Genomic DNA, 14367 nt, shown 5'->3' on the forward strand with positions numbered 1-14367 from the left:
AATTTGTCTATTTTTTTATGGATTTTTTAGCGTAACCCTCAGATTTCATACAAAAAAAAAATATGCTGCTATACTCAAATAGAGTCGTTCGTTGTCCGATAGATTTCCAGCTTATTTCTGATAGGGATATATAAATAATGCTTGTTTCTTAAAGTTTTATATTTATGTTGAAGCTCCATTGTCTTAAATAATAAGAATGTGACGTGTAATTAAGAATATGAAGTGAGTCATATGGATAGAGAAAACAACATAAATCATCATTATCGTTCGTGTAATGAATTGCGTCGATTAGCATTAAAAATGCAGCGAACCATTGGCAGCGTAGAAGATATTTCTGTGAATGCATCTATTGTTGCAAGCCAGACAGGTAATAAGGCACGTGTGTTTTTTGAAATAGCCAGTCAGATTGAAAAGACATCGCGCAAGATGCATACCAAAATCAACACCATAATTCAGGTTACTAGCCGATTAATTGAAACAGTTCTAGCTTCGAAAATAGCACTTTATCATATCGATAGTTATTTACTGGTACAAATCTCAGACAATTACGCTACAAATCTTGAGCTGACAAACGACGTTACCTACCGATTGCAAAAACAAGTAGCTCTTGGCTTTATTCAATTTAGAAATGGTATTAAAGCACTTGAGGTTCAGTTCAATGTTTTTGAGTTTTTAATTAATCGCATTTTTGTTGCCCTTACTGCTTTGAGAATCGAAGAAGAACTTTTTCGCAGCGAACTGGGTATGGCTGCTGTAGGTTCATTAATTAAATCATTTGAAGAATTACTCAGTGTATTGTCACATGATTATGATGTGTTTCGAGATTATTTTATGATTTTTAAACACACAAACAAATTACCGTGGAATAGTGAGGGATAGGATGAAAAAAGTAGTTCTCTATGACGATGGCAATATTCAGTGGACTGTTTTAGCACGCGATCCTAATAAACCTAAATCGGTTATCGATACGAATGAGTATATTATTCAGGCCGGTGGCGAATCTATGTTGCTTGACCCTGGTGGCATGGAAATATTTCCTAGCGTTTTGTCGATGGTTTCAGAAGTAATTGATCTAAACTCCATCAAGGCCTATATGTGCTCCCACCAAGACCCGGATATTATGTCTTCTTTGCCTATGTGGATGGAATTAACACCCAATGCCACTGTTTATGTATCGTGGTTATGGAGTAGTTTCATTTCTCACTTCGGCTATAAATTTGCTCATAATTTATATTCTGTACCCGATGAGGGCATGCAAATAAAATTAGGTGATCGTCATTTTCAACTTGTTCCCGCTCATTATTTGCATTCATCAGGCAATTTCCACTTATTTGATCCAGTATCCAAGATTTTATTTAGTGGCGATGTGGGGGCAGCGTTACTACCTCAGGAAGCGGATTTGTTTGTTACTGATTTTGCTACTCATGCACCCTATATGAAAAAATTCCACCAACGCTGGATGCCTTCCAACACGGCTAAAGATGCTTGGTTATCACGGGTTAGAAAGCTAGGGGTTGAAATGATATGCCCACAACACGGGGCTATTTTCCGCGGAGATGATGTAAACCGCTTTTTTGATTGGTTCGATGATTTGGAAGTAGGGAAAACCCAACGTTTAACATAAGTCAGGCAGGAGTAAAGATTATGAGTCTTTTAATGGATCAAGAGGGTGAACGAGTTGATTCAGCGGTTAGCACGCAAAAACATAGCACAGGAGAGATGGGGGATATTAATAGCCATTTTAGCGATATTCGCAAAGTATTTAGTGAGCTCATATCATCTGTGGAAGCCATTAATAAAATGGTGGGCGTAGTGCGTGATTTATCTGGGAAAACCGATCTTCTCGCGCTGAATGCATCGATTGAAGCTGCTCGAGCAGGCCAGGAGGGACGAGGATTTGCAATTGTTGCTCATGAAGTAGCTCGTCTTGCTGAAAAATCTCAGGAGTCTATTGGTAAAGTGGAATTGGCAAGTGATTCGCTACAAGAGAAAGTTCTTTTACTCTCTGAACGCTTGGATGATATCCAAAAGTTATTAAATAAGATTATTTAAATTTTCGCATTGCAAATGGATTTAACACTATGGATGATGATGAAATAATACTCATGTTTTTCGAAGAAGCTAAAGCCGTTCTCGAAGAGCTCTATGATTTGCTAAAAGCTTATGATGAAGAACAGTCTGCTGACGAGAAAATTGAACACGTCAATGCAATTTATCGTGGCGTTCATACCATCAAAGGTGGCTCAGCAATGTTTCAAATGGATGAGTTGACTAAGGTGGCTCATGAACTTGAAAGCTATTTGAGTACAAAGAAAAAAGCACCAGATAATCTGGATGTAGCTTTGATAACTCACCAAGTCGACCAAATTGAAACACTGTTGCAGGCAGAGGCGCAAAAGCGAGAAGGAGCATCTTCTGTTGCAGTATCAGGGGACGTAGCAGTCGAGCCAAAAATTGAAGAGGTGCAGGAGGTTTTAACACCAAGTGTTAGTCTTGATGATGCTTCTTATCAACCGCCAGAAGAGCAAGTGGGTGCGGCTAAAAACTTAGCTAAAAAAGAAACTGCAAATTTAATTCGTGTACCCTTAGATCGCATTCAGCGCAGCTATGATATTACCTCTGAGATTTTTTTATTGAGAAACCAAATTGCTCATTTAGTGGAAACGGGTTTTGAAAATACAGCGATTCAAAATGATTTATTTCTCAAATGGGAAGTCCTTGATAATTCATTACGACAACGTATTGTTGAGCTTGAAAGCGCTGTATTAAGTATGCGTATGACGGCTGTTAAAAGTCTGTTTTCGCGAATGGAAAAAACCATTCGTACTTATATTGAGAGTAGTGACAAATTAATTCAGGTTAAAGTGAGTGGGCAAGAAACTGAAATTGATAAACGTATTCTTGATTCTTTAGGTGATCCTTTAATTCATTTGGTGCGAAATGCAATGGATCATGGAATTGAAGCACCAGAAGTCCGTGAACAACAGAATAAACCGCGTCAGGGCACGATTTGCATGGATGCAAAAATTATTGGCAGTGAAGTGGTTTTGAAAATTAGTGACGACGGTAAGGGAATTGATGCCCAGAGCATTTTACAATCCGCACGTTCTAAAGGGCTCGATGTTTCCGGAGTGTCGAGTGAGCAGGATGCACTACAGCTTATTTTTGCTCCAGGTTTTTCTACTGCTCAGCAAGTTAGCGAAATTTCAGGCCGCGGTGTGGGAATGGATGTGGTGAAAACCTATGTTGATAAATCGGGTGGTAGAATTCACATCGATACTAAAGTAGGCGAGGGGACCACCTTCAGTTTGTATTTACCTATTGGATTATCCATTATTCCATTAATTGTTGTTAGTGTTGGTAATCATGTCTATGGTATTCCTACTCACGATATTATGCAGACTTACACTTTGCGTCGAAGTGACATTACATTTAATCAAAATCAATATCTGTTAAATATTGATAATCAATTTGTCCCATGCATTTTTTTGTCTAAATATTTTGATAATACAGGTGCTGACGATTCACTTATGCGACGTGAAATGTTTGTTTGTCTTACCAAAATTAATGGGGAACGATGTGCATTTATTGCCGATAAGTTGATTGCAAATACGGAATTTATTGTCAAAGCATTACCTATGGGGATACCTGTTTTAAATTATCTTCAAGGAGTTTCTATTTTAACTACAGGGGTTTCTGCATTCATTTTGTCACTTGAAAAATTATATAAACATATTATGAGTAGGCATGAGGTGAGTATCAATGCGATTTGAAAATATCATAAAGCAATTTCAGTTTGAAGAGTCTGAAGTTACTGACGAGAAGAAAACCTTTATCCAGTTTGTTATGTGTGACTCACATTATGCTTTAGATATTCATTATGTTAGTGAGATTGTCGAAGTGCCTGTAATTACTCCTTATCCGGAGATCGTATCGGGATACTTAGGAATTGTGAATTTGGGCGGGCAGATTATACCGGTGGTCGATTTTACAGGTAAATATACTAACGGGATTGAAACCTATAGGGTACAAAAGACTCATTTGTTATTAGTCGCCGATTTTAATGGAAATAGCCCTTTTGGTCTTATTATTGAGCGTCCACGACGTGTAGATGTATCCCTCAAAATGCTTGTGTCCGCTACGGCAAATATTAACAATTTACCCGTACGTTTATTGGATGAAGGGGACTTTCATTTTAAGGAGAGTGAATGATGGCTGCACAGGAACATTCTACAGAGAATGAAAATTTTCTTATGGTCCCCTGCCTTATCATTGCGGATTCTCAGGCGATGTTAGTAGGTATCAATGCACAAAAGATTATTGGAGTTGTGGATTATGAGCGAATCTCATGCCTTCCTGCATCTCATTTACCATTTATTGGCTTATACGAACATCATCACGAGGCCGTACCGGTCATGGATTTATCTTTAGTATTAAAACAACCGGATATGAATTTTTCTCAATTAGCTTCAAGCCAGCCAGCAAATACCTTGCTTGATTCCGAGTTTGCCAAGCATGTTGAACAAATGAAACGCTATAATCAGACTAAAATAATCATTTGCCAATTGCTCAACATGGTCGTTGGTATCTTGGTTCATGCTACCTACCGTATCGAATCGCTTAAAAATAGCCAAATTTTAAGTGTTCCCTCAATTCTGGAGAATTCTGCATTTTGTATGCTCAATGGCTTGTTTCCGTATAAAAATCAGTTTTTATATTTGCTTGATTTAGAGGGGATATTGGCACATTTAGGTTTACTCAACTTACCTAAAAATGAGCCGGTACCTGTTTCTTCATCATCCAGTTCTATTGCCGGTAAAACAGCGCTTGTTGTTGATGACGCAAAAATTTTTCGTCATCAAGTATCAAAACTTTTATCAGCACAAGGCATGCATTGCATTGAAGCAGTAGATGGACAAGATGGGTATGAAAAATTCATGCAACAACCTGAAAAATTTGATTTAATCTTTACTGATTTTGAAATGCCTCGCATGGGCGGGTTGGAAATGGCAAGAAAAATTCGCGGAGAGACGAGCGCTATTCCGGTGATTTTCAATTCCAGTATTTCTAATCCTACGCTTATTGCTGAGGTGGCTGCAGAATACGGGTGCTTTCTCGTGAAATTTCAGCCCGAAGAGATTATAAAAAAATTACATGAGTTATTTGGGGAAGCGCACTAAACATGCGCCATTCCCCAATGCTCTATGTCTATGCGATCTCAGGGAGTGGCTCAACAGCAAGAATATTGTGATTGACCATCGTTTGAATAAACGAAAGTGCATCATCCGCGGCTTTTAGCCATTCCATATGGTATTCTTGCATTAAAAATTGAATCACTTCCTCCATCGATTTCCCTGGTTTATCGAATAGAGGCCACAGCTTTGCACCAACTGGATTTAAGTTAAAATAAGCTTGGCTAGTCGGCTCTAAAACAACGATTTCATTATCTAATTCGACATGCGTAACATTGTGCTTTTTGGAAATGAGGCACGTAGTGGCTAATTGATTCATGAACACTCCATTGTTAGTTTGTCTTATGCAAGTAAGCTTATTTTTGCATTATTTCTCTATGCTTATCAATGCGGTATCCATGAGTTCGAAGTGCAAAGCGACAAAGTTACTGTATAGGATGCAAGTAGGATAAATTATAATCTCTTGTTTTAGTGGTAAACCGGAACGATTTGAAGATAAAGAGTCAGTAAAAAGTTTACTTGCACAGGCAAAGGGCAGTTCTGTTGATATCTGCTATGAGTTACATCGCAAATTTAATCATACGGTTGAGATGAATCTTCCTGCGAACAAAGATAAACGGAGGGAAGCTCAATTGTTTAAAGAGGCGCAGCTAATTGATGCTCCTCAGCATGACAATGGAGGGTATGCGTATCCGCCATCTGAGGAAGCTGTTCGTAATTATTTAAATTTTTTCAAACCTGCTCAAGAACAAGCAGAGGTTGTCGATTCTCTAAGTTTCTCTCATGGATAATCTGTAGGATAGCCGTAGTTATATAGCCAGGTACTCATGAATTACTGTGACTTGGCTGCTATCAGTTTTTGATTTCCCCAATGACCGCGATAAGTTAAGGATTATTTAGAAGTTGTCAGTTGAACCCATGCCCAACAAGGGTTTCAAGCCACACTAGAAGGCCATGTTGGGCTATAGACCCAAAAATCACCGTGGAAAGCCTGCCTATATTGCAAGAGAGGGGGATAAGATATATTGGCTTGCAATTAGGCTACATTTTTTAGTTTCTTTTCAAAACAATCATTTTTTCCTGTGACATATCCTTCATGGTCCAGGGGATCCCACCTGTGCCATACCCCGATTGTTTTAATCCAGCAAATGGCATCCAATCCGTGCGGAAGGCGGTGTGGTCATTAATGAGTATGGCTGAGGCATTAAGGTTTTCTGCTGCTTTTAGTGCAGGTTCTAGGTTTTCTGAAAAAACGCTGGCTTGAAAGGCGAAGGGTAATGAATTGGCAATTTTTATTGTTTGATCAAGATCTTCATATGTGTAAACACAGGTAACTGGACCAAAAATTTCCAACTGCGATACTTTAGCATCAGAAGGAGGATTGAATAATACTGCTGGAATCAGTGTGGTTTCAGAAAGACGTCCCCCACCATATAGCTTTGTACCTTGGGTTACTGCTTCATCAACCCAGGATATGACGCGCTCTGCCTCTCGTGGATGAATAAGCGGTCCTACTTGAGTTTCCTTTAGTAGGGGGTCGCCAACACGAAGAGATTCGACTTGCTTAACGAATTGCTCCATAAACAATCCGCTAACTTCTTGATGGACAAAAATTCGTTGTACAGAAACGCAAACTTGTCCTGCATGGTAATATCCGCCTTTAACGAGAGAGGGAATGGCTTTTGCCAAATTCGCGCTGCGATCCACAATTACAGGTGCTGCTCCGCCATGCTCTAAGGCGCAACGAGCTCCAGGGGCGAGTTTACTGCGCAGGTACCAACCTACTTTGGCTGAACCAATAAAACTTAAGAATGCGATGCGTTTATCGGTTGCTAATTGTTCTGCCAAGTTATTATCATCTGTAATAAAGGTTTGACACCATTGTTCGCCAAGACTGGCCTCGCGTAACAATTTAACAAGAGCTCAGAACCTTTGATCATATTGTGTCCCTTAATATTAAGATCTCGTGCTTTGACATATTGTCTTACATAGTATAACTAACATTGTATCTTTGTGATTTTATATTTTTCAGCTCATTGAACGTATTGAAATTAAATTCGTGTTAGAGAGATCTTAGGGTAACTAACTATGGCTTTTTAGTTCATTCATGTGAAAAAAAATTGTACATTTTTAGTCTGAAATAGTAAAATTCAACATGATCTTTACTGGAGTTGTCTTCTAAATCCGGGTGTATGCATCGTTATAAATAGAACAAAAATGAATTTGAAATTAAAAACAGAGGGATTTGTAGTAGGCCAAATAGAATGGCTTGAGGAATTTTGTCGACAGGGTGTTTTTTGTCCATTGATGTTTTTGCTTCTAGTCCTGCCTGGTTATTTGATAACTGTAGTCGTTTATTTTTGCTCAAACCATATGAGATGAATGCTAATGAATACACCAAACTCTTCCCCATCACTTGCGCCTCTTCGTCCTGACAGTCCCGTACCAACGCTAAACATAGGTCCTATTCCCGATATTATTGAGTATTTTCTGCCGCTACCTGCTTTTTCTCCTCAGAAAAGACCAGAAAATAGCCAAGAGGCCCTTGAACTGCTTTTTTCTGAGAACAATATTAATGCCCGATTTGAGGAGCGGTGCAGCAGTCACCAATATTTTAATAATCAGGCATTTGGTAAACCCGCTATAGAGGAGTTGGTTGATGAGCAAATTGATAATCCTCTTTTTCCTGACTTTAAACGCCTTAGCTTAACTGACTTACCTAATGTTCGCGCAGAGGGAAGGCGCTCCGATTTTCGTTTTGCGGTAATCAGCCAAAATGATGAAGTAAATATTTTATTTTCTAAATGGTCAGGTCAGCTGGTAAAAGGGGATGGCATGTCTCATAGTCAGCTTGCTTGTGGTAAAGAAAAAGCTTCTACAAGCATCGCAGCCGGTGAAATCGAGTTTATCGATGAAGGAGGCACATGGAAAATCAAGAGATTATCCAACGAAACTGGACATTTTCAATGTCCAGCGGAAACACTTATTACTCCCTTAGTCCTTTTAATGGAACAAGAGCTCTTTCCTTTTGCTTCGCAATTTACATTAGTCTTAGAATATGGAAATGATTCTCGAGAGATTGAAATAAATTTTGCTGACTTACGTAAGATCTATGATGCAAAAATCTTAGCGAAAGAAACTAATAACACGATAGAAAACTCGGAAAAACTAGTACAAATAGAATCAGTAACTAATCAAGAAAAAGAAGTTACCGAAACGCTGCTACTAACTACTACAAATGGTTTCTTTGGTAGCCGAGCACGACGCCCCTTAATATCAATAGACCCTCAACAGGATGAGGAGTACAAAGAAGAGTCAGGCAGTATATTTCACCCACGTTCGAAACATTAAGTTTTTATTTAGAGGAATTTAGAAATCTTTTTCTTTATTTATTTCATTGTATGTCACGTTACGTAGGAATTTTATTTTTATGAAACTAAAATTTGCGTGTTTATTCTTTATATTTGCTTTTATTACAGAGTGTTACGCCGTTGAACCCTTACCAGATAATTTAATTGATATTTCGAGTAAACCTGGGATGGTTCTTTTTAGCAAAAATATAAATCAGAATTTATTAAAGCTTCTGGAGCATTTTACTACTCAAAAAACAATGACTTATTGTGGGGTTGCTAGTGCGGTTATGGTGTTAAATTCTTCAGGCCTGGCAGCACCAATCGATTTTCAGCATGCACCTTATCATTATTTTACACAGGAAGATTTTTTTAATGAGCAGGTTCAGCAGATTATTAAGGTAGAGGAAGTTCAAAAAGTTGGGATTAATCTATTAACATTGAACCGAGTAATTCAAAGTTTTGGATTAAAAAGTGAAGTATTCTTTGCTAATGAGCTTTCGCTGGATGAGTTTCGGTCTTTATTGAAAAATACATTATTAAATCAGCAATTTATTATTGTTAATTTCCTAAGAACAGAGCTGCAGCAGCAGGGGAATGGGCATCATTCGCCAATAGCTGCTTATGATGAAAAAACCGATCGATTCTTAATCCTTGACGTAGCACGATATAAATATCCTGCGTACTGGGTCAAGGCAGAAGATTTATGGAACGCGGTTAATACAAAAGATAACGAGACGTATCGAGGTTTCATTATCATTCGCACATAGAGTGTTAAATTTCTCGCAAAAGATTAATTAAAAGGTCAAGAGAGTTTGCAATAACATGTTGCTCTTGTTCGGTTAAAGCCTGAAGATTTTCATTTAGCCGATTATGTAAAAGATAGGGAGCTTCTTGCACAAACTCCTGACCTTTGGGCGTGATATCAATATAGATGCTACGTCTATCTTTAATATCTCGAGTCCGGCTAACCAGGTTTTTTTCTTCTAGGCGATCAATAACACCGACTAAAGTGCTCATTGATAAATAGACTCGCTTGGAAAGAGAAGAGATGGTCATCATTCCATTTTCGTAAATTTCATACAAGCAAATAACTTGGGGTACTGTTAGGCCATAATGCTTATTCAATTTTCTTGAGTGATAATCCATTTGCTGCATAATTTTTCGCACAGCAAGAATAATGGTTTTCGAACGGTGATCGAGTTGATTTGTAACTTTATCAACTCTTGGGAGAGTATCACTCATAAATTGTAATTGCCTGGATATTAAGGCCCTCTATTATATCCAAGTGATCAAGCAAACTATAGCTGCCTTAACAAAAATAGTTTGTCTCTTTAGGCATTAAATAAACCGTTTTCATGTTTGCATCAAATTCATAAAGGTTGAAAAAAAATAGCTTAGCCTTTACTATAAAAAATGATTTGAATACGAATTATATCAACAGAAATAAAAATAAGAGTGTTATTTACAGTATCTAAGTGTTCAATATCGCGATGGGAATATCCTCAAAAAGTAGTAACTCAATTACTAGCACTCTCTTAAAAATAAAACAAAGGAGGGTTATCGGATGGATAATCAAATTAATAATTTTTTAAATGCTTCGCAATTGACGTGCACCTCGGATAAGGATGAAATTTATTTTAAAAGTAATGGTGTTTTAACGTTAGGAGTAGAAATTGAACTGCAGATAATCAATGCAGAAGATTATAATTTATGCTCACGAGCTACTGAGGTACTTAATGCCACAAAACATCTTGAAAAAATTAAACCAGAATTTTATTTAAGTACGATTGAAGTAAATACGGATAAATGCAACTCTGCCCAGCAAGTTGAAGATGATCTTTATAAAACACTGCTATCGTTACAACATGCAACAAAAGATTTAGGCGTTTTATTTTCAACAACAGGTTCTCACCCATTTTCTAAATATTCTGATTGGGTGGTTTCTCCTACAACTCGTTACCAAGAGTTAATTGATCGTAATCAATGGCTTACACGCCGCATGAGCGTGTATGGTTTGCATGTTCATCTGGGTATGTCCAGTGGGGAAGAATGCATCCGATTTAATAATTTTTTTATGTATTTTTTACCCCATTTATTAGCTCTTTCTTCAAGTTCGCCTTTTTGGCAAGGAATTGATACTGGTCTTGCTGCGTGTAGACCGACCACATATGAAGCTTTACCTACAGCAGGACAGCCTTATCATGTACGTAGCTGGCAGGATTTTGAAAGCTTATATAGAACATTAAAGCTATGTGGGTCAATTAAGTCCCTGAAGGATTTGTGGTGGGATTTAAGGCCAAGCCCTGGCTTTGGAACTTTAGAAATTCGTGTCTGTGATGGAGCGGCGACTCTTGCAGAAACGCTTGCCTTAGTTGCTTTGATCCATACACTTGCTCATTGGTTTGCTGATAATGGGAGTTGGTTGGAGTCGGTCGCATGCCCTCCTTATTGGCTTTCTCGTGAAAATAAATGGCGAGCTATTCGTTATGGCTTGGATGCTGAATTATTAATGAATACGGAGGGAAAAACTAAGTTAATGCGTGAAGATATCAATGAATGGATTGAAAAATTAAATCCCTATATCAAACGCTTTAATTATCAAACATACTTTTCTACACTGCAAATGATTATGGATGCGGGGACTAGTTCTGAACGACAACGTAAAGTATTTGCTCATAATGAGAGTCTTACTGACATTGTAAAGCACAACATCAGTGAGTTTTTATTACAGACTCCTCTATATCGACGTGAAACGGTGCTTACCGCTTTGTAAGTGATGTTTATTGAATCAAATAAATTGAGGAAGATATGCATGAAAGTAACTTATACATCAAAAAAACTGGGTAATGTACTTATTAGTAATGAATTAAATCAGTATACAATTTCTTCGAGTCGAGTGGAGGCTAGATCCCTTAACCAAGAGGAGGAGGCTGATTTAATTGAGAAATATACTCGTCTTTTAGGCAATTCTAAAAATGTAAAGTTATTTGGTGCTGGCAAGGCATGGACTCCCTCCGAAGTAACAGAATTCGTTCAAGCACAAATAAAAATTTGGAATTCTGGCAATAAGTTTTCGGTGTTTTCAATTTATCATTCGGGTACTCAAGCGTTTATGGGCTTTCTTCAAGTACGACACGCCATAGACGATTTTTCCCAAATAGGTAGTGGCCATACAAATGTCAGTGAAATTGCGTACGTTCTTGATGAGGATTTTTGGGGACAAGGTTATGGGACTGAACTGGCAATTTTGGGAAAGAAGTTTATTAAACATATTATTTCTGAAAGTGGGGAAGAAACTTTAGAAAAGGGCATTAAAGAAATTGTTGCTACAGTTCACCCTGAAAATGAAGGTTCAAAAAGGATTTTAGAAAAAACACTGAAACATCAGGAAGAAGAAGAGTTTATTAAATTTGGTGGGCAACCGCGCTTATTGTTTTTTAAGACTCTAAAAGGCAAGGCGGTGGTTTTGCAAGAGCCGTGTGAGTTTTTGGTTTCAAAATTATAAATGAAGTAGGGTACTGGATGCGTGTATGTTCAATACGTTTTTCAGGCCATTATCCCGTATTACGCTGCGCTAATACGGGCTAGGCTTAATGATTGGAATAATAAAAAAAATCTTTTTTACGTGCGCAGCCTAATTTGTTTTTTATAATTTCAATGTAATATTCTACGGTTCGCACAGATAACCTCATAATAGACGCGATTTCTTTAATCGTTTTTCCCTGAACTGTATAACTAAAAATAGCTTTTTGTTGTAAAGAGAGCTGAGATACTAAAGAGGAGGGGCTTTTAGGGGATTCAAGCAATCCAAAGTGAGACGCGGTCATCAATAAAAGTGATTTTAAAAGTGGTTGATCATCCCATTGTTCCAGATTTTTTAGCTCTTCAGGAAAAAAACTAATTCCAATGACACCGATTACTTTTCCAGTGTTTGAATAATAAGGGGACTTATAGCTTAAACCACCTCTAACTTTACCTGGTTCAAATGAACCATATTCCAAAAAAATCTGAGGTTTGCCCGAGCTTAAAGTTGATTGGTCATTTTCTTGCAATTTGTATGCATCATTGGGATCCAATACAAGATCCCTATCTTGTGCACCGATGATCTCTGAGGGATTAGCAAAACCAGCACTAATAGCCTGCATCTCATTACACTCCCAAAGGACTCCTTTCGGGCTTTTGATATAAAGATGACATGGCCTATGATAAAAGTCATCAACATTAATGAAGTTCACAGCTCTATTCTCCCAGATGCAAGCATCATGCTTGTATCGCACATATAGAGCTAATTATAACAGATTGCTGGCCATATAATATACAATATTTAATTGGGAGCATTCATAAGTAGGATAAGGCTAGGACTAGTTTGGGGGCGTAGTTTTAGGGAGAGAGGTTTTTTGCATTACCCTAAGAAATAATTCTGAATCTAAAAAAGAATGGAGCCAGGTTTGTAAATGCGTGTATTCGCTTTGTGCAAACCAGGCCTGGTCCACCATACCAAATTGCCTAATGAAGGGAAAAAGCGCAACGTCTGCCAAACTTATATGTTCGGAAAGCAAGTAAGGACGGGAGGCTAGCAGGGAATCTAACTCTTGCAGATAACGATGGGCTTGCTCGCGGTAATTGCTGGCAACTTCCGGGTCTTGGGAATATTTATAGCGGTCTAGAATAGGTTTAAATTGCGTATCATTTTGACTAATTAATTCATCACTAGTTGCTTGTAGCTTTGGATTCAACCAACCTTCAGGATCAGATTGTTTTAATGCCCACATCATAATATCAATACTTTGATCAATCACGAGATTATTTGGCAAAACCAACACCGGAACAGTACCTTTGGGAGAGTGCTGTAGTAATTCTATGGGCTTATTTTTTAAGTCCACCTCATATTGAGTTACGGGTATTTGAGCATAGGCAAGCGTCATCCGTGCTCTAATCGCATAGGGACAACGTCTAAATGTATAGAGTACTGGGATATCCATAATAGAAACTACAGGGTAATTATTTGTTTGCATAAGCCTGGATTTATAGCATAAATCATAGATAGTGCATACTCAATTCAATACCGTAAAAATACGGTATTGATAGTTAAATCAAAATCTTATAATAAATACATCATCATGTTTAATTGTATTTAACTAGAATAAATATAATGATTGTGCTTACTCAGAGAGATAAAGCTTATGGCCGATTGTCTAGATTAGCTAAACTGAAAGTTGATTTAGATGAAGCGACTACCATCGAAAATAAATTTCGCGCAGCGATTGTTCATGGATATTTACCATTAATTCAGCATTTTCTGCAAAATGAATTAACGCCAGAAACATCAATATGCAGGAATTTATCCGCAATTAATTTGGCAATAAACTATTGTGGCCAAAGTCTTGATACCATGCATTTGTTTTTAAAAAAAGGATTTCTTATTAATCACAAAGATGGGGATAGCAACAACTCTTTGCATTGGATTCTCGAGAAAATACAAGCTCATATTTATTGTTTCTTATCTGATTTAGATATGAAAATTGAATTATTTAAAATTTTATTAGCGTCAGGATGTAACTTAGAACAAGTAAATAGTCATGGTAAAACACCTTTACAGCTTGTAGAGGAAAACGACTTCTTGGAAATTGAAAATGGGCAAAAAGAGAAAATACTAACCCAACTTCATGAGGCAATTAAAGAGGTTAGAGTAGGACAGTTTCAATACACTAATCCTTTATCCGAAATAATTTCTATTTCTCCTGAACAATTGAACTTAAGCTGAGGAACTCATGGAGTGGCTCAAAGCGGTGGATTAAAATCAGAGGATTTAACTTATTAGC

17 protein-coding genes are annotated in these 14367 nt (G+C 37.6%); 12 read left to right on the top strand and 5 right to left on the bottom strand.

The annotated features are described in order from the left end of the window. Nucleotides 1-231: 231 nt before the first annotated feature. The 6 genes from J2N86_RS05760 to J2N86_RS05785 are packed head-to-tail and all read left to right on the top strand — an operon-like array spanning nucleotide 232 to nucleotide 5180. A complete protein-coding gene (locus J2N86_RS05760; RefSeq protein ID WP_252581632.1) occupies nucleotides 232-879 on the top strand; it encodes a hypothetical protein in 648 nt (215 codons plus the stop codon). A gap of 1 nt (nucleotide 880) precedes the next feature. Beyond that, nucleotides 881-1624 (top strand): oxygen-binding di-iron domain-containing protein, encoded by a 744-nt coding sequence (locus J2N86_RS05765; protein WP_252581635.1) that lies wholly within the window; start codon nucleotides 881-883, stop codon nucleotides 1622-1624. Between the two features lie 20 nt (nucleotides 1625-1644). Beyond that, a complete protein-coding gene (locus J2N86_RS05770) occupies nucleotides 1645-2052 on the top strand; it encodes a methyl-accepting chemotaxis protein (protein WP_252581638.1) in 408 nt (135 codons plus the stop codon). 29 nt (nucleotides 2053-2081) lie between these two features. Beyond that, complete coding sequence (locus J2N86_RS05775; protein WP_252581641.1) at nucleotides 2082-3773, top strand: chemotaxis protein CheA; 1692 nt, start codon at nucleotides 2082-2084, stop codon at nucleotides 3771-3773. Continuing rightward, nucleotides 3763-4212, top strand: a complete 450-nt coding sequence (locus J2N86_RS05780; protein WP_252581643.1) for a chemotaxis protein CheW — start codon at nucleotides 3763-3765, stop codon at nucleotides 4210-4212. Before J2N86_RS05775 ends, J2N86_RS05780 begins: the two co-directional genes overlap by 11 nt. Beyond that, complete coding sequence (locus tag J2N86_RS05785; protein ID WP_252581645.1) at nucleotides 4209-5180, top strand: chemotaxis protein CheV; 972 nt, start codon at nucleotides 4209-4211, stop codon at nucleotides 5178-5180. Before J2N86_RS05780 ends, J2N86_RS05785 begins: the two co-directional genes overlap by 4 nt. A 28-nt stretch (nucleotides 5181-5208) precedes the next feature. On the opposite strand, the gene J2N86_RS05790 is transcribed toward J2N86_RS05785, so the two are convergent. Next, complete coding sequence (locus J2N86_RS05790) at nucleotides 5209-5511, bottom strand: PqqD family protein (protein WP_252581646.1); 303 nt, start codon at nucleotides 5509-5511, stop codon at nucleotides 5209-5211. Nucleotides 5512-5782: 271 nt separating this feature from the next. Here J2N86_RS05790 and J2N86_RS05795 point away from each other — a divergent pair, with 271 nt between their 5' ends. Next, a complete protein-coding gene (locus tag J2N86_RS05795; RefSeq protein WP_252581648.1) occupies nucleotides 5783-5983 on the top strand; it encodes a hypothetical protein in 201 nt (66 codons plus the stop codon). 259 nt (nucleotides 5984-6242) lie between these two features. Here J2N86_RS05795 and J2N86_RS05800 read toward each other — a convergent pair whose 3' ends face one another. Further along, the gene (locus J2N86_RS05800) at nucleotides 6243-7103 is read right to left on the bottom strand and encodes an aldehyde dehydrogenase family protein (RefSeq protein WP_252581651.1); all 861 of its coding nucleotides are present in this window, start codon (nucleotides 7101-7103) and stop codon (nucleotides 6243-6245) included. Nucleotides 7104-7580: 477 nt separating this feature from the next. Between J2N86_RS05800 and J2N86_RS05805 the strand changes: the two genes are divergently transcribed. Continuing rightward, entirely contained in the window at nucleotides 7581-8543 is a 963-nt protein-coding gene (locus J2N86_RS05805) for a hypothetical protein (RefSeq protein ID WP_252581654.1), read from the top strand. Nucleotides 8544-8622: 79 nt separating this feature from the next. Continuing rightward, nucleotides 8623-9312 carry a phytochelatin synthase family protein gene (locus J2N86_RS05810; RefSeq protein ID WP_252581655.1) on the top strand — a complete coding sequence of 230 codons (690 nt, stop codon included), beginning with the start codon at nucleotides 8623-8625 and terminating at the stop codon, nucleotides 9310-9312. A gap of 4 nt (nucleotides 9313-9316) precedes the next feature. Here the strand turns inward: J2N86_RS05810 and J2N86_RS05815 are convergent, their stop codons facing one another. Next, nucleotides 9317-9787, bottom strand: a complete 471-nt coding sequence (locus J2N86_RS05815) for a MarR family winged helix-turn-helix transcriptional regulator (protein WP_252581658.1) — start codon at nucleotides 9785-9787, stop codon at nucleotides 9317-9319. Nucleotides 9788-10109: 322 nt separating this feature from the next. On the opposite strand from J2N86_RS05815, the gene J2N86_RS05820 reads away from it, so the two are divergent. Further along, nucleotides 10110-11318 (top strand): carboxylate-amine ligase, encoded by a 1209-nt coding sequence (locus J2N86_RS05820; protein ID WP_252581661.1) that lies wholly within the window; start codon nucleotides 10110-10112, stop codon nucleotides 11316-11318. Between the two features lie 39 nt (nucleotides 11319-11357). After that, nucleotides 11358-12050 carry a GNAT family N-acetyltransferase gene (locus tag J2N86_RS05825; protein WP_252581663.1) on the top strand — a complete coding sequence of 231 codons (693 nt, stop codon included), beginning with the start codon at nucleotides 11358-11360 and terminating at the stop codon, nucleotides 12048-12050. Between the two features lie 85 nt (nucleotides 12051-12135). On the opposite strand, the gene J2N86_RS05830 is transcribed toward J2N86_RS05825, so the two are convergent. Then, nucleotides 12136-12690 (bottom strand): LuxR C-terminal-related transcriptional regulator, encoded by a 555-nt coding sequence (locus tag J2N86_RS05830; protein ID WP_252581666.1) that lies wholly within the window; start codon nucleotides 12688-12690, stop codon nucleotides 12136-12138. A gap of 216 nt (nucleotides 12691-12906) precedes the next feature. Beyond that, the gene (locus tag J2N86_RS05835; protein WP_252581669.1) at nucleotides 12907-13560 is read right to left on the bottom strand and encodes a glutathione S-transferase; all 654 of its coding nucleotides are present in this window, start codon (nucleotides 13558-13560) and stop codon (nucleotides 12907-12909) included. Between the two features lie 137 nt (nucleotides 13561-13697). Between J2N86_RS05835 and J2N86_RS05840 the strand changes: the two genes are divergently transcribed. Continuing rightward, nucleotides 13698-14309, top strand: a complete 612-nt coding sequence (locus J2N86_RS05840; RefSeq protein ID WP_252581672.1) for an ankyrin repeat domain-containing protein — start codon at nucleotides 13698-13700, stop codon at nucleotides 14307-14309. Nucleotides 14310-14367: the final 58 nt, after the last annotated feature.

The sequence above is a fragment of the Legionella lytica genome, assembly GCF_023921225.1.
GTDB lineage: Bacteria > Pseudomonadota > Gammaproteobacteria > Legionellales > Legionellaceae > Legionella > Legionella lytica.

Coding starts and splice junctions, on each gene's coding strand:
- J2N86_RS05790 (WP_252581646.1), bottom strand. CDS start 5,511: ATGAATCAATTAGCCACTACGTGCCTCATTTCCAAAAAGCACAATGTT.
- J2N86_RS05785 (WP_252581645.1), top strand. CDS start 4,209: ATGATGGCTGCACAGGAACATTCTACAGAGAATGAAAATTTTCTTATG.
- J2N86_RS05780 (WP_252581643.1), top strand. CDS start 3,763: ATGCGATTTGAAAATATCATAAAGCAATTTCAGTTTGAAGAGTCTGAA.
- J2N86_RS05805 (WP_252581654.1), top strand. CDS start 7,581: ATGAATACACCAAACTCTTCCCCATCACTTGCGCCTCTTCGTCCTGAC.
- J2N86_RS05760 (WP_252581632.1), top strand. CDS start 232: ATGGATAGAGAAAACAACATAAATCATCATTATCGTTCGTGTAATGAA.
- J2N86_RS05835 (WP_252581669.1), bottom strand. CDS start 13,560: ATGCAAACAAATAATTACCCTGTAGTTTCTATTATGGATATCCCAGTA.
- J2N86_RS05825 (WP_252581663.1), top strand. CDS start 11,358: ATGAAAGTAACTTATACATCAAAAAAACTGGGTAATGTACTTATTAGT.
- J2N86_RS05830 (WP_252581666.1), bottom strand. CDS start 12,690: ATGCAGGCTATTAGTGCTGGTTTTGCTAATCCCTCAGAGATCATCGGT.
- J2N86_RS05815 (WP_252581658.1), bottom strand. CDS start 9,787: ATGAGTGATACTCTCCCAAGAGTTGATAAAGTTACAAATCAACTCGAT.
- J2N86_RS05765 (WP_252581635.1), top strand. CDS start 881: ATGAAAAAAGTAGTTCTCTATGACGATGGCAATATTCAGTGGACTGTT.
- J2N86_RS05775 (WP_252581641.1), top strand. CDS start 2,082: ATGGATGATGATGAAATAATACTCATGTTTTTCGAAGAAGCTAAAGCC.
- J2N86_RS05770 (WP_252581638.1), top strand. CDS start 1,645: ATGAGTCTTTTAATGGATCAAGAGGGTGAACGAGTTGATTCAGCGGTT.
- J2N86_RS05810 (WP_252581655.1), top strand. CDS start 8,623: ATGAAACTAAAATTTGCGTGTTTATTCTTTATATTTGCTTTTATTACA.
- J2N86_RS05840 (WP_252581672.1), top strand. CDS start 13,698: ATGATTGTGCTTACTCAGAGAGATAAAGCTTATGGCCGATTGTCTAGA.
- J2N86_RS05820 (WP_252581661.1), top strand. CDS start 10,110: ATGGATAATCAAATTAATAATTTTTTAAATGCTTCGCAATTGACGTGC.
- J2N86_RS05795 (WP_252581648.1), top strand. CDS start 5,783: ATGAATCTTCCTGCGAACAAAGATAAACGGAGGGAAGCTCAATTGTTT.